General features: G+C 74.9%; 14 protein-coding genes. 7 read left to right on the forward strand and 7 right to left on the reverse strand.

Annotated features, from left to right (window positions below; genetic code table 11):
* Window positions 1-79 precede the first annotated feature (79 nt).
* The gene (locus IE109_RS21820) at window positions 80-577 is read left to right on the forward strand and encodes a hypothetical protein (protein ID WP_229891417.1); all 498 of its coding nucleotides are present in this window, start codon (window positions 80-82) and stop codon (window positions 575-577) included.
* 238 nt (window positions 578-815) lie between these two features.
* Here IE109_RS21820 and IE109_RS21825 read toward each other — a convergent pair whose 3' ends face one another.
* The 4 genes from IE109_RS21825 to IE109_RS21840 form a co-directional block, all read right to left on the reverse strand.
* The gene (locus tag IE109_RS21825; RefSeq protein ID WP_189552719.1) at window positions 816-5528 is read right to left on the reverse strand and encodes a coiled-coil domain-containing protein; all 4713 of its coding nucleotides are present in this window, start codon (window positions 5526-5528) and stop codon (window positions 816-818) included.
* Between the two features lie 80 nt (window positions 5529-5608).
* Window positions 5609-6535, reverse strand: a complete 927-nt coding sequence (locus IE109_RS21830; RefSeq protein WP_189552720.1) for a hypothetical protein — start codon at window positions 6533-6535, stop codon at window positions 5609-5611.
* A 307-nt stretch (window positions 6536-6842) separates the two neighbouring features.
* The gene (locus IE109_RS21835) at window positions 6843-8369 is read right to left on the reverse strand and encodes a hypothetical protein (RefSeq protein ID WP_189552721.1); all 1527 of its coding nucleotides are present in this window, start codon (window positions 8367-8369) and stop codon (window positions 6843-6845) included.
* Between the two features lie 105 nt (window positions 8370-8474).
* Window positions 8475-9194, reverse strand: a complete 720-nt coding sequence (locus IE109_RS21840; RefSeq protein ID WP_229891419.1) for a GntR family transcriptional regulator — start codon at window positions 9192-9194, stop codon at window positions 8475-8477.
* A gap of 229 nt (window positions 9195-9423) precedes the next feature.
* Here IE109_RS21840 and IE109_RS21845 point away from each other — a divergent pair, with 229 nt between their 5' ends.
* Genes IE109_RS21845 through IE109_RS21860 form a run of 4 tightly spaced genes read left to right on the forward strand, consistent with a single transcriptional unit; the run spans window position 9424 to window position 12975 of the window.
* Window positions 9424-10704 (forward strand): MFS transporter, encoded by a 1281-nt coding sequence (locus tag IE109_RS21845; RefSeq protein WP_189552723.1) that lies wholly within the window; start codon window positions 9424-9426, stop codon window positions 10702-10704.
* Between the two features lie 23 nt (window positions 10705-10727).
* Entirely contained in the window at window positions 10728-11492 is a 765-nt protein-coding gene (locus tag IE109_RS21850; protein ID WP_189552724.1) for a LamB/YcsF family protein, read from the forward strand.
* The gene (locus IE109_RS21855) at window positions 11489-12115 is read left to right on the forward strand and encodes a 5-oxoprolinase subunit B family protein (RefSeq protein WP_189552725.1); all 627 of its coding nucleotides are present in this window, start codon (window positions 11489-11491) and stop codon (window positions 12113-12115) included. Before IE109_RS21850 ends, IE109_RS21855 begins: the two co-directional genes overlap by 4 nt.
* Window positions 12112-12975 carry a 5-oxoprolinase subunit C family protein gene (locus tag IE109_RS21860; protein WP_189552726.1) on the forward strand — a complete coding sequence of 288 codons (864 nt, stop codon included), beginning with the start codon at window positions 12112-12114 and terminating at the stop codon, window positions 12973-12975. Before IE109_RS21855 ends, IE109_RS21860 begins: the two co-directional genes overlap by 4 nt.
* On the opposite strand, the gene IE109_RS21865 is transcribed toward IE109_RS21860, so the two are convergent.
* The 3 genes from IE109_RS21865 to IE109_RS21875 form a co-directional block, all read right to left on the reverse strand.
* Complete coding sequence (locus IE109_RS21865; protein ID WP_189552727.1) at window positions 12959-16621, reverse strand: hydantoinase B/oxoprolinase family protein; 3663 nt, start codon at window positions 16619-16621, stop codon at window positions 12959-12961. The two genes, IE109_RS21860 and IE109_RS21865, sit on opposite strands and share 17 nt — an antisense overlap.
* Window positions 16622-16766: 145 nt before the next feature.
* Complete coding sequence (locus tag IE109_RS21870; protein WP_189552728.1) at window positions 16767-18185, reverse strand: HEAT repeat domain-containing protein; 1419 nt, start codon at window positions 18183-18185, stop codon at window positions 16767-16769.
* 249 nt (window positions 18186-18434) lie between these two features.
* Window positions 18435-18827: an ankyrin repeat domain-containing protein gene (locus IE109_RS21875; RefSeq protein WP_189552729.1), complete on the reverse strand. Its 393-nt coding sequence runs from the start codon at window positions 18825-18827 to the stop codon at window positions 18435-18437.
* Between the two features lie 338 nt (window positions 18828-19165).
* Between IE109_RS21875 and IE109_RS21880 the strand changes: the two genes are divergently transcribed.
* Both IE109_RS21880 and IE109_RS21885 read left to right on the forward strand, forming a co-directional pair.
* Complete coding sequence (locus IE109_RS21880) at window positions 19166-19360, forward strand: hypothetical protein (RefSeq protein WP_017949565.1); 195 nt, start codon at window positions 19166-19168, stop codon at window positions 19358-19360.
* A gap of 42 nt (window positions 19361-19402) precedes the next feature.
* Complete coding sequence (locus tag IE109_RS21885; RefSeq protein WP_373297750.1) at window positions 19403-21211, forward strand: ATP-binding protein; 1809 nt, start codon at window positions 19403-19405, stop codon at window positions 21209-21211.
* Window positions 21212-21217: the final 6 nt, after the last annotated feature.

Raw genomic sequence — 21217 nt, forward strand, 5'->3', positions numbered from 1 at the left:
GGCGCGTTCCGTCTGCGTAAAGCGGCTCAAGGCGGGCAGCCACCCAAGAGACGGTCGGGCGTGGGGAGTGGCGGTTCGGATGGAGACGGCGGCACGGAGCGAATTGTGGGTGGAGGAGCCGGTGGGGAGGCGGCGGCTTCCCGATCCGGTGCGTACGGCGGCGGTGCGTGCGGTGCTGATCACGGCGTTGACGCTGATCCAGGCGGTGATCGCGTTCTTCTGCACGCTGACGGCTTCCTGGCTGGCCTTCCCGATGGTGCTCAGCAGCGTGGCCAGTACGGTGGTCGCGACCTGGTCGGTCCTGGACGTCTGGGTGACCCGCCAGGTGTGGAACCAGCGCCACGGCGTGGTGTCGACGCCCAGCAGTACGGCGCGCCGACTGCGCCGGGAACGCCGCCGGGCCGAGCGGGCCGCGCGTGCGCAGGCCCGTGAGGCGACGCGTGCGCAGACCCGGGGGACGCGCCGCGGGGAGAGCCGTGGGACGGCGCGCATACCGGGGCCGCAGGGCGGGCGAGAACCGGCTGTCGCGGGCCTGATCCGGCACGTCCCGGACCGGCGGCGGCCCGGGACGGCCTGATCCGGCACGTCCCGGACCGGCGACGGCCCGGGACGGCCTGGCTCCGGCGCGGGCCGGTACTGGTGCGGGTCGGTCCCGAACGGGGGTCGACTTCCGTGCGGGCCGGCCACCGTTCGGGCCGGCCACCGTTCGGGCCGGTCCCGACACGCGCCCGGCCGGTGCGGGCCGGTTCCGACACGCGCCCGGCCGGTGCGGGCCGGTCCGGTACCGGTTCGGCGCGGGCCGGTTCCGCTGCGGGTCAGTCGCTCATCGCCGGTTCCGGGGCCGGGCCGTGCTTGAACATGCGGGTGGCGGTGATCTCCCCGTGCACGGCCGTCTCCCCCTCGGCGGCCGGCTGCGGCAGGCCGGGGCGCAGGTGCTCCTCCACGCTGATGTACTTCAGGCCCGCCCGGAGGTCCGCGTCGTTGCGCAGGCGGATGACCAAGGGGAACTCGGCGAGAGCGGTCGTGTCGAACAGGCCCGTGGTGTAGAGCAGCTGGACGCCGAGCGCGTCGGACACCGCGCGCTGCAGCTCCAGCAGGTACGTGGCGTTGGCGCGGCCGATCGGGTTGTCGAGGAACAGCGTGCCGGCGTGCCGGTGCTTGTCGCGGCCCCGGTCGTTGCTCCGCAGGGCGGCCATCGTGCAGTACAGGGCGATGGCGGCGGTGAGCAGCTGGCCGCCGGAGAAGACGTCGCCCATCTGCCCGACCGGAACCCGCTCGGCCCGCAGCACCGCGTCGGGCTTGAGGATCTCCACCGCCACGCCCTTGGGCTCCAGGGCGGCCTGGACACCGTGCAGCAGCAGGGACATGCCGTCCCGGCGCATGTCGGAGTTCTTCTTGACGGCCGCCCGGGTGGCCTCGTCGATCACCTCGCCGAGCCGCTCGACCAGCGTCGCCTGGTCGGGCTCCTCGAACCGGATCCGGAGGAACTCCTGTCCGGACCACTCGCCGAGGCCCTCGGGGAGCCGGGACAGCCGCTGCGCCGAACGGAGCGTGGCGAGCGCGGACTCCACGAGCCCGCGCAGCCGGTCGACGATCGAGTCGCGGTTGCGCTCCAGCTGGGCCAGCTCGTCGGTGAGGACCCGCAGGCGGGGCGCGAAGGCATCGGCCCACTTGGCGGCGTGCTCGGGCAGGGCCGAGGCCGGCAGTTCCCGGATCTGCTGCCGGGCGGGGGTGCGGACCTGTTCGTAGCGGGTGGAGTTGGCGTGCCGGACGAGGACGTCGCAGGTCTCGCGCACGGCGGCGTCGGCCGCCGACAGGTCGGCGGCGCAGCCGCGCAGGGAGCGCCGGGCCTCGGCGGCGGACCGGCGTGCCTCCTCCAGGCCGTCCGGGTACGGCTCGGGGCTCTCCTGGTCCTCGTCGGCCTGCTCCCGGAGCAGGTCGCGCAGCAGGGCGGCCGTCTCGTCGAACCCGCTCGCGGCGTCCTCGGCGGCCCGGTGGGCCTGGAGGAGCCGGGCGTGGGTGGCGCGGGCGGTCTCCAGCGCGTCGGTGCGGACGGCCAGTTCGGTCGTGGCGGTACGGAGGAGGGACTGGGCGTGGTCGGCGTCGGTGGGCACCAGGTCCTCGGGCAGCACGGTGTGCGCCTCGCCATCGGCGGGGGCCAGGCGCTCGGCCTCGCCGCGCAGCCGGCCGAGCTTCTCGCTGGCCTCCGACGCCCGGGTCTCGAGCATCTGGACCAGTGCCTCGGCACGGGCGGCGGCGGCCAGGCGCGACGGGCCGTCGGCGCCGTCCGGGCTCTCCAGCAGCTGGGCGGCCCGGGTGCGGACCTTGTTGGTGAGGCGGTCCAGCTCGGCGAGGGCGGCGCTCTCGTCGCTCTCGGCACGGGCCTGTTCGGCGCGCAGGTCGGCACCGACGCCGACCTTCTCGTACAGCTGGGAGGCCGCGCGGTACGCCTCGCGGAGGGCCGCCAGCGGTACCCGGGGAGCGTCGGCGTCCTCTTCCGGGAGGTGCTCCGGGGCGCCGGCGATCTCGGCGCGTTCGGCCCGCAGGGCGCGGGCGGTGCGGTGGGCGTCGTCGGCGGCGCGCTGGGCCGCGCGGCGGTCCTCGTCGGCGGCGCGGGCCCGCTCCAGGCAGGTCTGGGCGCGGGCCTCGTACTCGGCGGCCTCGTCGGCCAGTTCCCGGAGCCGGGTCTGCCAGCCGGCCCGTTCGCGCAGCCGGTACGCGAGGCCGGCGAGGGCGTCGGCGACCCGGCGGGCCCGCTGCGCGGCCTCCTGCCGCTCGTCGCGTACGCGGGCGGTGTCGGCGGCGGCCTCGTCGGCCTCCGCCCGCGCGGTGCGGGCCTCGGCGAGTGCCGCCTCGGCGGCTTCGGCGGCCACACGCGCGGCGCCGGCGGCTTCCGCGAGTTCGGTGAGCATGCCGGGCGGGCAGTCGGCGCGCCACGAGCCGATGCGGGCGGCCAGCGAGCGGTCGCCGGTGAGGCGCGCGGCGAGGGCGCGGATCTCCTCGTCGCGGGCGGCGGCGCGGGCGCGCAGTGCCTGGCGTTCCTCGTCGGCGGCGTTCTCGTCGTGCATGGCCGGGTTCGGCGGGACGAGGAAGACGTCGGTGTCCGTGTCCGTGCCGGCCGGAGCCGGTACGGGTGCGAGGAGCGCGGCGGCGGTGCCCACGGCCACGGCCGAGCGGGGCAGCAGGGCGGCGCCGGCCAGGGCCTCGCGGGCCCGGGCGTACGAGACGGGGTCGGTGATCACTACACCGTCGACCAGCTCCGGCCGGGCGGCCAGCACGGCGGCGTGGTCGGCGGGGTCGACCGCCTGCGCGAGATAGCGCCAGCCGGGGAGGGCGGGGATGCCCTGCTCGCCGAGGTACTCGACGGTGGCGAGGACGTCGGGGCCGGGCGGCAGCAGGCCGCCGTCACCGAGGGCGCCGAGGATGCGGGAGTCGTCGGCCGCGGCGGTGCGCAGCTCGAAGAGTTTGCGCTCGGCGGAGGCGATGCCCTGGTCGAGGAGGTCGCGCAGGTCGTCGGCGTACCGGTCGAACTCCTCCACCGTGAGGGGGCCGGAGCCGGTACGTGAGGGGGCCGGCGCGGAGCCGGTGCCGGTGTCGGTGCCCTGGCGGGGCCCGGGAACCACCGGCCCGGCCGCGGCTCCCGGCCCGGTGGCGGAGGGTTCCGCGGTGGAGGGCCCGTTGGTGGAGGGCAGGCTCAGCAGCTCGGCGAGGCGTTCCTCGGCCGCGATGGACTCGGCGGCGCGGTGCTCGGCCCGGTAGGCGTTCTCCGCGGCCCGGGCGGCGTCCGCGGCGCGCGCGGCGGCCAGTTCGGCGCGGGACTCCGAGGCGGCGGCCTCGCGGGCGCGGTCGGCCGCGGCGCGGGCGGCGTCACGGGCCGTGTCCCAGGCGGCGACGGTGGTCTTCTCGGCGTCGCTGGCGGCGAGCGCGGCGCGGGCGGGGTCGGCGTCCGGGGCGGTGTCGTCGAGCCATCCGGCCCGTACGGCTTCGGCGGTCTCCTGCTCCACCTCGGCGAGGCGCTGCCGGAGGTGGCCGGCCTCGCTGCGGGCGCGCTGGGCCTCGGTGGCGGCGGCGGTGGCGTCGCGGTGGGCGGTCTCGCCCGCTTCCTGGAGGGCGGCCGAACGCTCCTCCTCCTCATTGGCGTGCCGCTCGCCCTTCTCGGCGGCGGCGTGCAGGGCGCGTACGAGGTCGGCGGCGGCCTTGGCGCGGGCGGCGAGCGCCGGGGCGGCGTCCCGCTCGGCCTCGCGGATGGCGGCGGCCACGCGCGCGGAGCGGTCGGCGGCGGCGCGGTGCCTCAGGACCGCTTCGGCGGCCTGCCAGGCGGCGTGGAGCGTGCGGGCGTCGGTCAGTTCGCGGCGCTGGGCCGCGGCGCCCTTCTCGGCGGCGGTGAGGGCCAGGGAGGCGTGGCGGTAGGCCAGTTCGGCGGCGATCAGGGAGGCGCGGGCCCGGGACCGCTCGGCCTCGGTGACCGTGTGGGCGGCGTCGGTGACCTGCTGGGCGAGTGCGGCGGCGCGGCCCCGTTCCGCACCGGCACGGGCGGAGAGCCGGCCGGCGAGCGTGCGGGTGCGGCGCTCGGCTCCCGCGTGCACGTCACGGGCACGCGCGCGGGTTTCGGCCGCTTCGACGATGCGGCCGAGGAGGTCGACCGAGCCGGCGGTGAAGTCCCGCTCGGCGGTGAGTTCGGCGCGGCGGCCGAGCTTGTTGCCGAAGCCGCTGACCAGGTCGGCCAGGCCGTCCGTGTCACGGGTGTCGGTGACCGCGCGCAGCAGCAGGTCGGTGAAGTCGGAGTCCTTCTTGACCGCGAAGAGGCCGGCCGCCTCCCCCTCGTCGGCGTTCATCTCCCGCTGGTAGCGGAACAGTTCGGGGTCCAGGCCGAGGTCGCCGAGGTGCTCGTTCCAGCGGTCGTGGATCTCCTCCCAGTACACCTCCAGGTGCGGGTACGCCTTGCCCGCGTCCGTGAGCGCGTCACGGAAGCCCTTCATGGTGCGGCGGCGGCCCTGGGCACCGGAGACGCCCTCGGCGGGCGGACGCACCGAGGTGGCCTCGGCGACCGGGAGGGAGTCGAGGCCGAGGCCGGGTCCGGGGCGGAAGGAGTACCAGGCCTCGGCGAACTTGCGCGGGTCGTTGGAGACCTGCCGGCCGCGCCACTCACTGACCTTGCCGACGACGACCAGTTCGCCGGTGAGGGTGTGCTGCCACTCCAGGGCCACGTGGCCGCAGTCGTCGGCGAGCAGGAACTTGCGCAGCACGCCGGAGCTCGCGCCGCCGAGGGTGTTGCGGTGGCCCGGCAGCATCACCGAGAAGATCAGCTTCAGCAGGACGGACTTGCCGCCGCCGTTCTCCAGGAAGAGCACGCCCGCGGGCGCGGGGCGGCGCGGCGGACCGACCGGCTCCTCCTGGAAGAACTCCGCCTGCATGGGGGCGGGGTCGGGCACGGGCGCGCCCACTCCGCGCAGGTCCAGCACGGTGTCGGCGTAGCGCGCACCGGCCGGCCCGATGGAGTAGAGGCGGACCCGGGACAACTCGTACATGTCGGCGGACTCTCAGTCGTGTGCTGTCGTGTTGCGCGTGCGAGGCGTGGCGTGGCGGGCGGTTCGGCGTGGCGGGCGTGTCAGGCGTGGAAGGGCAGGCCGGCGTCGGCGGCCAGCTCGAGGTCGTCGCCCTCGGGCGGCGGCAGGAGGGTCGCCGAGCCGTCGCTGACCGGGACGACGCCGAGCTCCAGGAGTTCGGACAGGGCGGCGCTGCCCGCCATGTCGCGGACCTGGAGCTGGTAGCGGGCGGTGGTGCGGTAGGAGCCGCCGCCCTCGTCGCCGGTGCGCTGGAGGAACCCGGATTCGGTGAGGAAGGCGACGGCCTTGCCGATGATGCCGGTGGTGGAACCGGCGAGCCTGCGGGCGTCCTTGGTGGCGCCGGTTGCACTGCGCCGCGCGTAGACGCGCCAGGCGGCCTCCAGACCGGGGGCGTCGGTGGCGGGGTCGGTGTTCTCGCCCTGCTCCTCGGCGCGCTCCTCCAGCCGGCGGCACGCCTGGCGGACGAAGGCGTCGACGCCGTTGACGGTGATGCGGCCGATGTACCCGTCGTCGGCGAGGTCCTCGGGGCGCGGGAACGCCATGGCGGCGACGGCGAGGTGGGCCAGCCCGTGCAGGAAGCGGTCGCCGGAGTCGGTGGAGGCGCGGCGGGCGTAGTCGCCCATGCGGACGGCGAAGACGGAGTCCTCGGCGGCGGTGACGGCCATCCCGGCGCGCGGGGACACCTCCAGGACGATGAGGCCCAGGCCGGTGGCGACGGCGTCGGCGAGCCGCGCGAAGGCGGACTCCTCGCGATAGCGGCGGAGCAGGTCGGCGTACTCGGCGTCGCGGGCGGGGAGCAGCTTGGGCTGGAGCCCGAAGGAGACCAGGCGGGCGGCGTCGGCCGCGTCGGCGGGCGTGACGGCGCTGCCGCCGGCGGGCGTGGCGGTGCCGGACGCGGTGGCGTGGGCCGGCTGGGGGGCGTCCGGCTCGCTCCACGCGTCGGCGTGCTCGGCGTGGTGGTCGCTCACGGCTGGGGCTCCTCGGTACGGGTGGATCGGGTGGGGACGGGCGGGGCCGGGACGGATCGCGTGCGGACCTGCCGGATCGGGACGGAACGTGTGCGGAGAGGCCGGGCCGGGACGGACCAGGTGGAGACGGGCCGGATCGGAAAGGCTCGGGCCTGGGCGGGCCGGGCCGGAACGGAACCGGTGGGGGCCGGTCCGGTCGGCACCGGCCGGACCGAACGGCGCCCGGGAGCGGTGTCGCGCACGGCGCGCGCACTGCGGCCGGACGGGGCGGGGCGGGCCGCGCGGACGCCGGCGGCGGCGATGGCGGTCATGTCGCGTCCGAGCGCCCGGCGGCCATGCCCGCCGTGTCCAGCAGGGCGGTGCCGACGATCAGGTCGGCCCCGCCGAACTCGGGGTCGTCCAGCTCCGCCCCGTCGTCCACGGCGAACAGCAGCCGCTGCTCGCCCTGCCGGTAGGCCGTGCCGACCGGGGGGCTCGCCGCGTGGATGGCCAGCAGCGCCACCAGGTAGGGCAGTTCGGGGTCGCGTCGGCGGGCCTCGGCGAGCAGCCCGGACAGGCGGCGCGGCGCGTCGTGCTCGAGGTCGAGCAGCTCCATGGCCGCCGCCAGCTGCGCCTCGCTGAACCGGCTGTCGTCGGGTGTGGCGATCAGGTCCGGTTCCGGCATCTCGGCGCCCAGGTGTTCCCGCTCCACCGGTGGGGTCAGCAGCAGCTCGACCAGGTCCCCCATCCGGACCGAGCCGGGGGCGCGCAGACCCGTGCCGTGGGTGAAGTACGCGTCGGTGACCTTGAGCGCCCGCTCGACCGGCATCGGCAGGACGGGGGCGACCAGCTGGCCGTACAGGTCGAGGCCGGTACGGGCGGCGGGCCGGCCGAAGGCCTGCCGGTCCTGTTCCGCCCGGAACAGCGGCCCGGCCTCCAGGAGCCGGGACTGCAGCTGGGTGTGGCGGCGGATGCAGTCCTTGACGATGTCGACGAGTTCGGCGGCGCGGCGCTTGTGCTCCTGGTCCTCGGCCTCGTCCCGCGCCTTGCGGATGTTGGTGAGGATGGCGTTCTCGTGGCGGTACCGGTCGGCGACGTGGTCGAGTGCCTCGTCGATCATGTCGGGTACGGCGCTGAGCCAGTCGACGGCCCGGACGTTGCGCCGGGTGGCCTCCAGGGTCTTGCGGAGTGTCTCCGCGTACTGCACGGTGCGGTACCGCGCCTGCTCGGCGGCGAGCTGGGCGTCGGCGAGCCGGCCGCGGCTGATCAGCACCTCGAGCTTCACCTCGGCCGCGATCTGCGCGCTGGTGACATCGGTGTCGAGGGCGCCGACGAGGACGTTGACCGCTTCGTCGGTCGTACGGAGGTAGACGGCGCCGCCGTAGCCGGGGACTTCCTCGATGAGCTTGAAGTCGTAGTCACGGCGGACGTAGACGCCGTCGGTGCCGAACGTGCCGTAGACGGCGCGGAAGCCGCGGTCGACACTGCCGACGTTGATCAGGTTCTCCAGGACCCAGCGGGCCACGCGCTCGTGTTCCGCGGCGGGCCGCCGCGGGGCCTGGGCCGCGACGCGGGGCAGCAGGCGGGCGACGATCTGCTCGTGGTCGGCGCCGGTGTCGAAGTCCATGTTGAGCGTGACGAGGTCGATCGCGGCGAGGGCGATCTCCGCCATGGCGTACGTCGAGTACTCCCCCGCCAGGTTCGCCTTGCGCGCGTCCAGGTCGTGCAGGGGCGCGGTGCACGCGAGCGCGCGCAGCCGCCGCGCGAGCCCTTCGTCGGCGGCCGGGCCCTGTGCGGGCCGCGGCCCCGCGCTGAGCTGGGGCGGAACGAGTTCCGTCGAGGCAGGCGAAGTCACGCTGCACAGATTAGGTCCTCGCACTGACAACGGTCGAAACGGCGCAGATGGCCCCCCGCCCGCTCCCGCCCTCCGGCCGGTGCGCGGCGGTGGGTGGCGGTGCGGTCAGCCGGCGGCCGTCACCGGGTCGTTCCCCGACGAACCGGTGTAAACACGGATCAACTGATCGCGGGAGTCGTCCAGGTACTCCACGAGCAGCCGCTCGGCCTCGGCCCGCTCCCCCGCGCGCAACGCGTCCAGAATCTCCCGGTTCCGGATGAGATACGGCTCGTGCAGCGCGCGCGGGTCGTCCACCAGGTGGAAGACGAGCCGGAGTTCGGCGAGGACACCGCGCATCAGTTCGTCCATGCGGTCGCTGCCCGCGAGGGCGACCAGTTCCCGGTGGAAGTGGATGTTGGCGGTGGAGACGCCCCTCCAGTCGCCCTCGCGCGCGTCGCGCTCGCCCTGGGCGACGGCCCGGACCAGGCCGTCGAGACGGAAGGGCGGCTTTCCCAGGTCGTGCACGACGGCGCGCTCGACGAGCCGACGCGTGCGGTAGATGTCGATGACGTCCCCGACGGCGAGGACGCGCACGAACACCCCCCGGTTGAGTACGTGGACCAGCAGCCGTTCGTGGGTGAGCAGCCGGAACGCCTCGCGCAGGGTGTTGCGGGAGACCCCCAGCGCGCTGCCGATGCTGTCCTCCGACAGGCGCGTCCCGGGCGGGAAGAACCCCTCGGCGATCCGGGTGCGCAGGATGTCCGCGACCCGCTCGGCGGTGCTCGTGCGCCCGAGCAGCGCCCGGTCGTCCGCCAGCCCGCCGCTTCCGGAGCCCGTCTTCCCCACTGCGCCCTCGTCTCGTCCGTGCCGCGCCCGTTCCGGGCCCGTGTCGCACCCGTCCCGGGTCCGTCCGCGGCTTCCGCCGCGCTCGCTCATCGTAGAAGGAACGAGGAAGCCGGGAACGAGAGGACGAACCTCTTGTCGGATCGTTCAACAATCCCTACCGTGAGGGCACTGGACCGACCCGCTCCACCCCCCCACCGCTCAGGCCCGCCTCCCCCTCTGCGAGGTGCAGATGAGTACGACCCGGACCTCTCGGCTCTCCAAGGACGAACTGCCCGCCGACCACGGCGCGTTCGCCTGGCTGCGCGCCCTCGGGCCGCGCGGCCGGCGCGCCTTCGGTGGCGCGTTCGGCGGCTACGCCCTGGACTCCTACGACTTCTTCACGCTGCCGCTGAGCATGGTGGCGATCTCCGCGTACTTCGGCCTGAGCAGCGGCCGGACCGGCCTGCTCACCACCGTCACGCTCGTCGTGTCGGCCGTCGGCGGCGTCCTCGCGGGCATCCTCGCCGACCGGATCGGCCGGGTGAAGGCACTGATGATCACGGTGCTCACCTACGCGCTCTTCACCGTCCTGTGCGGCTTCGCACCCACCTACGAGACGCTGCTGGTCTTCCGCGCCCTCCAGGGCCTCGGGTTCGGCGGCGAGTGGGCGGTCGGCGCGATCCTGGTCGCCGAGTACGCCTCCGCCCAGCACCGCGGCCGCACCCTGGGCGGCGTGCAGAGCGCCTGGGCGGCGGGCTGGGCCCTCGCCGTCATCGTCTACACGCTGGTGTTCCACTTCCTCAGCCCGGACACCGCGTGGCGCGTGATGTTCTGGACGGGCGCCCTGCCGGCCCTGCTGGTGATCTGGGTACGCCGGAACGTCGAGGACGCGCCGCACGCCGTCGCCGTACGCGAGTCGAGCGCCGGACGCGGCTCCTTCAGCGCCATCTTCCGGCCGGACCTGCTGCGCACGACGATGTTCGCCGTGCTGCTGTCCACCGGAGTCCAGGGCGGCTACTACACACTCGCCACCTGGGTGCCGACGTACCTCAAGAGCGATCGCGGGCTGACCGTCGTCGGAACGGGCGGCTATCTGACGTTCCTGATATCCGGAGCCTTCATCGGGTACCTGACGGGTGGCTACCTCACCGACCGGCTCGGCCGCAAGCGCAACATCGTCCTCTTCGCCGTCCTCTCGGCGGCGTGCATCCTCGCGTACACCAACATCCCTTCCGGGGCGAACGGTCTCGTGCTCGTCCTGGGCTTCCCCCTCGGGTTCTGCATGTCGGCCATCTTCAGCGGTTTCGGGTCGTTCCTCGCCGAGCTGTACCCGACGGCGGTACGCGGCACCGGGCAGGGGTTCACGTACAACACCGGCCGCGCGGTGGGGGCCTTCTTCCCCGCCCTCGTCGGCTTCCTCGCCGACAGCTGGGGCGTGGGCGGTGCCCTGGTGTTCGGCGCGGTCGGCTACGGCATCGCCGTACTGGCCCTGCTCGGCCTGCCGGAGACGCGCGGCCGCGAGCTCACCTGACGCAGCAGTAGGGAGACACCACCATGACCTGGGCCTCGATCGACCTCAACGCCGACCTCGGAGAGGGTTTCGGGCGCTGGCGGCTGACCGACGACGAACAGCTCCTGTCGGTCGTCACCAGCGCCAACGTGGCCTGCGGATTCCACGCCGGGGACGCCGTCACCATGCGCCGCGTCTGCGAACTGGCGGCCGGGCGCGGGGTGCGGATCGGCGCCCAGGTCTCCTACCGTGACCTGGCCGGCTTCGGGCGGCGCTCCATGGACGTGCCGTACGACGAGCTGGCCGCCGAAGTGGCCTATCAGATCGGCGCCCTGGAGGTGTTCGCCAGGGCCGCGGGCGCGCGGGTGTCGTACGTGAAGCCGCACGGGGCGCTGTACAACCGCGTGGTGCACGACGAGGGCCAGGCGCAGGCCGTGGTCGACGGCGTGCTGCTCACCGGTGAGCGGCTTCCCCTGCTGGGGCTGCCCGGCTCCCGGCTGCACGAGGTGGCCGAGAAGGCCGGCCTCCCGGTGGTCACCGAGGCGTTCGCCGACCGCGCGTACACCGCCGGGGGCACCCTCGTGCCGCGCGGCGAGGAGGGTGCCGTCATCACCGACCAGGCGGCCGTCGTCGAGCGGTCGGTGTCCATGGCGCGGTTCGGCGTGGTCACCTCCCGGTGCGGGCGCTCGGTGCCCGTCCGCGCCCGGTCGTTGTGCCTGCACGGCGACACGCCCGGCGCGGTGGGAATGGCCCGCCGGGTCCGCACACAGCTGGAGGCCTCCGGTGTCCGGGTGGAGGCGTTCGTATGAGGACCGTCGCGGTCGGCGAGCACGCCCTGCTCGTCGAACTCGGCAGCGGGGAGGAGACCGAGGCCTTCCACTCCGAGTTGCTGCGCCGCCGGGCGGCCGGCACGCTGCCCGCCGTGACCGAGATCGTTCCGGCGGCGCGGACGGTGCTGCTGGACGGGGTGGCGGAACCGGCGCGGCTCGCCGCCCTCATCGCCGGGTGGGAGGTCGAGCCGTCCCACGCGCGCGTGGAGCCGGCCGTCGACATCCCGGTCCGGTACGACGGGCCGGACCTCCCCGATGTCGCGGACCTGTGGGGCGTGACGCCCCGGGAGGTGGCGCGCATCCACTCGGCGACCGCGTTCCGGGTGGCGTTCTGCGGGTTCGCACCCGGGTTCGGCTACCTGACCGGGTTGCCGGCGGCGTACGAGGTCCCCCGGCGGGCCACCCCGCGCACGGCCGTGCCGGCGGGCTCCGTGGCGGTGGCGGGCCGCTACACGGGCGTGTACCCGCGTGCGTCGCCGGGCGGCTGGCAGCTCATCGGCACGACGGACGCGGTCCTGTGGGACCCGGCGCGGGAGCCGGCGGCGCTCCTCGCGCCGGGCACGCGCGTGCGGTTCGTCCCGGTGCGGGTGGGGGGCCGATGACCGACCGGGCCTTCGCCGTCGTACGGGCCGGGGCGCTGACCACCGTGCAGGACCGGGGGCGCCGCGGCCACGCGCACCTGGGAGTACCGCGCTCGGGCGCGCTCGACCCGTACGCGAGCGCCCTGGTCAACCGGCTGGTCGGCAACGGGGCGGACGCGGCGGTGCTGGAGACCACCGTCGACGGCTGCGCGGTGCGGCCGCGCTGCGCGGTGACCGTCGCGGTCGGCGGCGCGCCGTGCGCCGTCACGGTGGACGGCCGGCCGGTGGCGTGGGGCGCCCCCCTGCGCGTCCCCGCGGGCGCCGTGCTGGAGGTGGGGGCCGCCGTGCGGGGCCTGCGCTCGTACGTGGCGTTCGGCGGGGGCGTCGCGGCCGAGCCGGTGCTCGGCAGCCGCTCGACGGACCTGCTCTCGGGGCTCGGCCCCGCGCCCCTGGCCGCCGGTGCCGTCCTCCCGCTCGGGCCGCAGGGCCCTGACGCGCCCGGGTGCGACGTCGTGCCCTGGCCGGCGGCGCCCGAGGAGCTGGTGCTGCGCGTGCGGCCCGGCCCGCGCGACGACTGGTTCACGGACGCGTCGCTGCGGGACTTCGCCACGCGCGCGTACCGGGTGTCCCCGGCGAGCAACCGCATAGGGCTGCGCACCGAGGGACCGCCCCTGGAGCGTGCCGTGGCCGGCGAGCTGCCCAGCGAGGGCATGGTCCTCGGAGCGGTCCAGGTCCCGCCGGACGGGCGTCCGGTGGTGTTCCTCGCGGACCACCCGACGACGGGCGGCTACCCGGTGGTGGCCGTGGTCCGGGAACGGGACCTGGCGGCGGCCGCCCAGTCCGTGCCCGGCACGCCCGTGCGGTTCATCCCGGTCCGGTAGGGCGCCCCGCGCGGCCGGGCGGGCCGAGCCCGGCCGCCCCCGCCTGGTCGTGACCAGCGGGCCCGTAACCGCCACCGCCCGGGGTCGCGACCACCAGGACGTCCCCGGGTGCCACGTCCACCACGTCGACCCCCTCCAGCCGCCGTACGGTGCCGTCGGCGCGCCGCACCGCGTTCTCGCCGAGCCCCCCGGGAGCGCCGCCCGCCATGCCGTACGGCGGGACCCTCCGGTGCCCGGTGAGGAGGGCCACCGTCATCGGCTCCAGGAACCGGATGCGCCGCACCACCCCGTCGCCGCCCCGCCACCGGCCGCGCCCGCCGCTGCCTCGGCGCACCTCGAAGGAGTCCACCCGCACCGGCAGGCGCCACTCCAGGACCTCGGGGTCGGTGAGGCGCGAGTTGGTCATGTGGGTCTGTACGGCGTCGGCGCCGTCGAAGCCGTCCCCGGCGCCCGAGCCGCTGGCCAGCGTCTCGTAGTACTGCACGCGGTCGTTGCCGAAGGTCACGTTGTTCATGGTGCCGGAGCCCTCCGCCTGGACGCCCAGCGCGGCGTACAGGGCCCCGGTGACGGCCTGCGAGGTCTCCACGTTGCCCGCGACGGTCGCCGCCGGGTGGGCGGGCGAGAGCATCGAACCGTCCGGCACGCGGATGTCGAGGGGTTCCAGGCAGCCGCTGTTCAGGGGGATGTCGTCGTCCACCAGGGTCCGGAAGACGTACAGCACGGCGGCCGTGACGACGGACGTGGGGGCGTTGGTGTTCCCCGGCTGCTGCGGTGACGTCCCGGCGAAGTCGAGGACGGCGGCCCGGCGCTCGCGGTCGACGCGGACGGCCACCCGGATGACGGCGCCGCCGTCGGTCTCGTACCGGTAGGAGCCGTCGTGGAGCGTGGCGACGATGCGGCGCACGGACTCCTCGGCGTTGTCCCGGACGTGTCGCATGTACGCGTGGACCGCGTCGAGGCCGAACCGGTCCACCATGCGGCGCAGTTCGTCGATGCCCTTCTCGTTGGCGGCGATCTGGGCGCGCAGGTCGGCGAGGTTGGTGTCGGGGTCCCGGGACGGATAGGGGGCCTCGGTGAGGAGCTTCCTCGTCTCGTCCTCGCGCAGCCGTCCGTCCCGTACGAGCAACCAGTTGTCGAAGAGGACGCCTTCCTCGTGGATGCTGCGGCTGAAGGCCGGCATGGAGCCGGGGGTGATGCCGCCGATCTCGGCGTGGTGGCCGCGCGAGGCGACGAGGAAGCGCAGGTCGCCCAGGGGACCGAAGACCGGCGTCACGACCGTCACGTCGGGCAGGTGGGTGCCGCCGTGGTACGGGTCGTTGATCGCGTACACGTCTCCGGGGCGCAGGGTGCCCTTGTTGCGCCGCAGCACCTCCTTGATGGACTCCCCCATGGAGCCGAGGTGGACCGGGATGTGGGGCGCGTTGGCGATCAGGTTGCCCTCCGCGTCGAAGAGGGCGCAGGAGAAGTCGAGGCGTTCCTTGATGTTGACCGAGTGGGCCGTGTTCTCCAGCCGTACGCCCATCTGTTCGGCGATCGCCATGAAGAGGCTGTTGAACACCTCCAGGAGGACCGGGTCGACGTCCGTACCGACGGCGCCGCGGCCCGGCCGGGGCCGGGCCCGCGTCAGGCGGAGGTGGCCGGTGTCGGTCACGGCGGCCCGCCATCCGTCGTCGACGACGGTGGTGGCGTCCGGCTCGGCGACGACGGCCGGCCCCGGCACCGTGTCGGCGGGGCGCAGGTCCTCCCTGCGGTACAGCGGGGTGTCCCGCCACTCGCCGTCCACGAACATCCTCACCGTGGCGTGCGCCCGCGGCGGTCCGGCCCGGGGCGGCTGTCCGGCGGCGAGGGGATGGTGGGTTTCGGCCCGGCCCACCGCTTCGACCGACACGGCCTCCACCACCAGGGGCTTGTCCATGGTGAAGGCGTACCGCGCCCGGTGCGCCTTCGTGAACGCCTCGGCCATGGCCTCGGCCGAATCGAGGGGTACGGGCAGGCTCGCGTCGGTTCCCGCGTAGCGGAGCAGCACGCGCGCGTGGGTGGTGATCGCGCTGTCGGGCAGGCCGTCGGCGCGCAGCTCGTCCCCGGTGCGCTCGGCGAGCCCCGCGCAGAGGTCTTCCACGCGCGCGTGGCCAGCGGCGTCGAGCTCCGCCTCGACGGACTGCTGGCGCATGGCCGTGGAGTCGGCCAGCCCGATGCCGTACGCGGAGAGCACACCGGCCAGCGGCGGCACCAGGACCGTGCCGGCGCCGAGGGCGTCGGCGACGGCGCACGCGTGCTGGCCGCCGGCCCCGCCGAAGCTGGTCAACGCGTACCGGGTGATGTCGTGACCGCGCTGCACGGAGATCTTCTTCACGGCGTTGGCCATGTTCAGCACGGCGATCTCGAGGAATCCGGCGGCGACCTCCTCCGGTGCGGTTGCCGTCCCGGTCTCGCGCCGCACGTCCTCGGCGAGGCCGGTGAAGCGGGCGCGCACCACCTCGGCGTCGAGGGGCTGGTCCCCGTCCGGCCCGAAGACGGCGGGGAAGTGCTCCGGCTGCACGCGGCCGAGCATCACGTTGGCGTCGGTCACCGTCAGCGGGCCGCCGCGCCGGTAGCAGGCGGGCCCCGGGTCGGCGCCGGCCGAGTCGGGGCCGACCCGGAAGCGCCGGCCGTCGAAGTGGAGGACCGACCCGCCGCCCGCCGCGACGGTGTGAATGCTCATCATGGGCGCGCGCATCCGTACGCCCGCCACCTGTGTGCCCAGCTCCCGTTCGAACTCGCCCGCGTAGTGCGAGACGTCGGTGGACGTGCCGCCCATGTCGAACCCGATCACCCGGGAGTAGCCCGCCCGCTCGGACGTGCGCGCCATCCCCACGACGCCTCCCGCCGGGCCGGACAGGACGGCGTCCTTGCCGCGGAAGTGGGCGGCCTCCCGCAGCCCGCCGCTGGACTGCATGAACAGCAGCCGCACCCCCGCGAGTTCGTCCGCCACCTCGTCGACGTACCGCCGCAGGATCGGCGAGAGGTACGCGTCCACGACCGTGGTGTCGCCGCGCGGCACCAGCCTGATCAGCGGACTGACCTCGTGCGAGCAGCTGACCTGCGGGAAACCGGCCGTACGGGCGGCCTCGGCGACGCGCAGCTCGTGGTCGGGGTGGCGGTAGCCGTGCATGAGGACGACCGCGGCACTCCGCAGGCCGTCGTCGTGGGCCGCCTTCAGCCGCTCCCCCACGAGGGCCGCGTCGAGCGGCCGGACGACCCTCCCGTGGGCGTCGACGCGCTCGGGTACCTCGATGACCCGGTCGTGGAGCGCTTCCGGCAGGAGGATGCGCCGGTCGAAGATCCGCGGCCGGTTCTGGTAGGCGATGCGCAGCGCGTCGCGGAACCCCTCGGTGATGAGCAGGACGGTCGGCTCGCCGCGCCGCTCCAGGAGGGCGTTGGTGGCGACCGTGGTGCCCATCCTGACCGACGCGATCCGGTCCGCCGGTACCGGCTCGCCCGGCGTGAGCCCGAGGAGGAGCCGGATGCCCGCCACGGCGGCGTCGCGGTAGCGCGCCGGATCGTGGGAGAGCAGCTTGCGGGTGACCAGGTGGCCGTCGGGTCTCCGGGCCACGACGTCGGTGAAGGTACCGCCGCGGTCGATCCAGAACTCCCAGCGCCCGGTCACTCCCCCATTGTGGCAAGGAAGCCCCGTACGGGCCCGGGGACGATGGGACAGAACGCCGGCGCGGGCTCCCCGGGGCGGGCGCGCCGGGGCCGGATCGGCGACCGGGGCGCCCTCCCCGCCCGCGAGAAGCCCCTCCCGCGTGGCGTCAGACCTTGGGCAGGTCCGGGCCGATCCTGCTCCGTACCGCGGTCTGCACCTCGTCCTCCTCCGCCGGGTCGGCGGCGAGGCGGCGCAACCGCTCGGCCACGCGTACGTCACCGGTCTCGGCGTGCAGGGCGGCGACCTCCCTGGTGGTCTCCTCGCAGTCCCACAGGCACTCGACGGCGAAGCCGGTCGGGAAGGAGGGGTCCGTGGCGGCGAGGGCGCGCGCGGCGCGGCCCCGCAGCTGGGACGACGCGGTCTCGCGGTAGATGTGGCGCAGTACGGGCGCGGCGCAGGCCACACCGAGCCTGCCCGTGCCGTCGACGAGCGCGTAGAGCGACTGCGCGTCGGGGCCGTCGGACCGTACCGCCTCGCGCAGCGCCCCGAGGACGAGCGTGGCGTCGCGGGCGTCGCCCCGGCAGGCGAGCACGCCCGCCGCGGAGGCGCCCAGCGGGTCCGGCCGGTGCACCCAGCCGCGCGCCCGGTCGACGGCCTCGTCGCCGCACATGCGCTCGAAGGCGGCGACGGCGGCTTCCGCGACGACCCGGGAGTCACCGGCCGCCGCGGTCTCGATGAGGTCGAGCACGACGGGGTCGCGCGCTTCGGCGAGGTAGTGCAGGGCGGCGCAGCGTGCGCCGTCCGGGCCTCCACTGGCCGCCTCGACGATCAGCGGGCGGTCGTCGGGGCCGGCGACGGCGGTGAGGCAGCGGGCGGCCGGTACGTGGAGGGCGGAGCCGCGCTCCAGGCCCTCCTGTGCCCACTCGAAGACGGCCCGGACGCTCCAGCCGGGCCGGGGCCCGGTGGGGCGCATCTGGCGCTGCCAGCGGTCGAAGGAGCCCTGTTCCCTGGCGGCGCGCACGCGGGCGCCGATCGTCTCGCGCCGGTCGTCGGCCCACAACCGCCAGGGGCGGGGCTCGAAGGCGTCCCGTACGGCGGCGGCCAGCTCGGCCTCGCCCTCCGGGGTGGCGGGGAACCTGGCGAGGACGGGGGCGGCGAGGCTCCGCAGTCCGGAGTCGTCGTCGCGCAGGGCCAGCTCGTCGAGGGCCCAGGACCAGTTGGTCCCGGTGGCGGCGTACCGCCGCAGCAGCGCGAGGGCGTCCTCGCGGCCGTACGCGGCGAGGTGGCCGAGTACGGCGAGGGCGAGACCGGTCCGGGACTCCTCGCCGTCGAGGTGGTCCTCGACGCCGAAGAGGTGGGCCTCGATCTCCCCGAGCCCGCCGTGCAGATCCAGGTAGAGGCGTGCGTAGTAGAGGGAGCGGTTCTCGACCTGCCAGTCCTGGCGGGGGTCGTTGAGGACACAGTGGTTGAGGGCCGCGAGGGCTTCCGCCCGTGGCGCGGCCAGCGCGTGCAGCGTGCCGTCGCCGCGACCCCTCTGCAGCAGGCCGAGCAGGGTGCCGCTCGGCGCTATGACTGGATCGAACATGGAAAATGCCTCACATCAAGCTGTCGACGCACCCGGAGGAGACCGGGGACCCCGGGGTGACCCGGGAGCGGTGATTACCTAGGCCGCGCAGCAACATGTGGAGCCGCCCGTCGTCTTCCGCTCGGTGATGACCATCTTCCTCTGCCTCTCGTCGGTGGCCCCGTACGGGCCCGACGCCATGATGACCCAGCCATTTCGCCACCGCGACCACATTTACGGCACCGCTCTCACCTGGGGTTCAGCGCCCGTTCACCGGGAGCCGAACAGCTCCAGGAGGTGCGCCTTCCCAAACATCCTGGCGGTATCCACGGCGGACGGAGTGCCGGCTTCCGGATCGGCGCCCGCCGCCAGGAGGGCACGGACGATGCCGTCCTCGCCCTTGAAGACGGCGCCCGCGATCGGCGTCTGGCCCCGGTCGTTGATGCGGTTGGGGTCGGCGCCGCGCTCCAGCAGGGCCGCCACCGCCTCCTCCTGGCCGTGGTAGGCCGCGAGCATCACCAGGGAGTCGCCCTTGTCGTTCGTGAGGTTCGCGGGCACGCCCGCGTCCACGTAGGCGGCGAGCGCCTCGGCGTCACCCTGCCGTGCCAGATCGAAGACCTTGGACGCCAGCTCGATCACCTCGGGGTCCGGGGTTTCACTCATCGGACGTACCGCCTTCCCTCTCGTTGACGCACCATGACCACCATGGGCGCGCGCGGCCCGGGGGCCGCTTGACCTGCATGGACCCGGCAGTGCCGGTCCGCACGGCGGGAGCGCCGTACGAGTGAATCGACAGGGTACTGCCCGCCTGCTCACATACCCCGGCCCGCCGGTGGCGAAGGATGGGCCGCGGCACGCGGGCGCGTGCCACGTGCCGCGCCCGTCCGCCAGTGAAGTGAAAAGCGCATAAATTCACCCATTTGCATCTTTAATCACATAGATACTTCCTGTGAGGCTGGAAGGACTGAAGGTGACTGTCCCCTCACCCAGGAGATCCCCTCATGATCCTGTCCATCTCAGGCGTGGTTCTGCTCGGCATCATCGTCTTCCTCTTCTTCAAGAAGGACGGGCTCAAGGCCTCCCACGCCCTCGTCTGCGCACTCTTCGGCTTCTACCTCGCGGGCACCGCGATCGCACCCAGCATCACGGCGGGCGGCGCGAGCCTGGCCAGCCTGCTTGGCGGGATCAAGTTCTGACCCGCAGCGGCCCTTCCACGACTTCAGGATCAGGAGTACGACGTGGCCCGGCGCCCCCTTCCGCGCATCCCGAACCTCCCGGGCATCGCGAGCCTTCCGAGCAGCGCCACTGCCCGGATCGCCCGCGGCCGGGAGATCGCACGAACGGCCGCCGACGGCGCCACGGACGTCCTCCATCCGCTGATCACGATCAGCCGGGGCCTGCGGAAGCTGGGCGGAGCCGTACGCGCCAAGTGGGCCGCGACCCCCAAGGACCGGCGCGGTCCCGCGCTGTTCGTGGTCGCGGCCTGCGTGCTGGCCGTCGCGCTCGTCCCGTACGGGCCCCTGCTGGCCCTGGTCTCGTTGATGGGCGCGGCGGCGTGGCAGGGGCGCGAGCGCCCGGTCGTCAGGACCGGGCCGGACGAGGCCGAGACCGAGCGGCTCCGGGCGCTGTACGAGGCGCTGGTGCCGTACTTCTCCGTGCCCGAGGACCCGAGTCCGCTGTTCGCCCACGGCGGTGACTGGTCCAAGGCGTTCAGCGACTTCGCCTTCGACGGCGACGGGCGGCCGTCCCGGCTGCGCGTCACCTACCCGGCGTACTTCACCGACGGCGAGGCCGCGTCCCGGGCGAGGATCGAGCAACTGCTGCACGCCAAGTCCGGGCGGGGCCGCGAGTACCTCTTCGACTGGGACGAAGAGGGAAACCAGCTCCTCATGCGGGTGCTTCCGGCGCTGTCCACGTCGGTGGCCGCCCAGCGCTTCGTCACCGTGCCGGGCGAGACCGTGCTGGGCTTCACGGACCCCGAGGCGGTCCAGCGGACCATTCCCGTACGGGACGGCGACGACACCCGGTACGCCCCTCCCGTGGTGTGGCGTACCGGTCCGCGCTCCACCGAACCGCACCTGCTCGTCGTGGGGCAGCCCGGCACCGGCACGACGACCCTGCTGCGGTCGCTGGCCCTCCAGGCCCTCCAGCACGGCGACGTCCTCGTCGTCGAGGGCAGTGGGACCGGCGAGTACGCCTGCCTCGCCGGGCGTACGGGGGTCCTGGCGGTCGAATGCGGGCTGGGCGGCGCCCTGGCGAGCCTGGAATGGGCGGCGCACGAGACCGAGCGGCGCCTGATCGCGGCGAACCGGGCGCGGCAGGCCGGCTACCCGGCACCCGAGGACACGAGGCGGCCGCTGTGGATCCTGGTGGACCGGCCGAGCGTGTTCGGCCACCTGGCCGCGGCCGACGGCCGGGTGGACCCGCAGACGTTGCTCCAGATCCCGCTGCGGCACGGCCGGGCGGCCCACGTGACGGTGGTGGTGGCCGAACAGTTCGACGGCCTGGACACGCTCAGCGAGGCGGTCCTGAGCCACACCCGGGCCCGGGTCGTCCTGGGGCCCGCCGCCCCGGAGCAGCTGGGGTACGTCCTGGGCGCCGCCCCGCACACCACTCCGGTCCCGCACGTCCCGCCCGGGCGCGGGTACGCCCGGCTCGGAACCGGACCGGTGCTCAGGCTCCAGGTCCCGGCGACGCCCGACCCGTACGACGACGCCACCACCGAGGCGCACCGGCAGGCCGTCCTGGACCTGCTTCCCGAGCGCCGGCCCGCCCCGCCGCCGCCCGCACCCGCACCCGCCCCGCCCCAGGCTCCGCCCCCTGCCGCTCCCACCCCGGCTCCCGCCCCGGCCCAGGACCCGGCCCCGGCGGCGCCGGTGGGGGTCCCGGTAGCGGCGGTCGCTCCCGCCCCGGCCACGACCCACGCCCCGGTGCCCATGGCTCCCCCGGCCCCGGCTCAGGCCCCCGCGCCGCCGGCACCGGCCGCACAGCCCGCGCCGCCCGCACCGGCCCCCGCTCCCCCGGCCGGTCCGGGCGTGCCCGGCTGACCCCCC

The sequence above is a fragment of the Streptomyces lavendofoliae genome (genome assembly GCF_014649735.1).
Taxonomy (GTDB): Bacteria; Actinomycetota; Actinomycetes; order Streptomycetales; family Streptomycetaceae; genus Streptomyces; species Streptomyces lavendofoliae.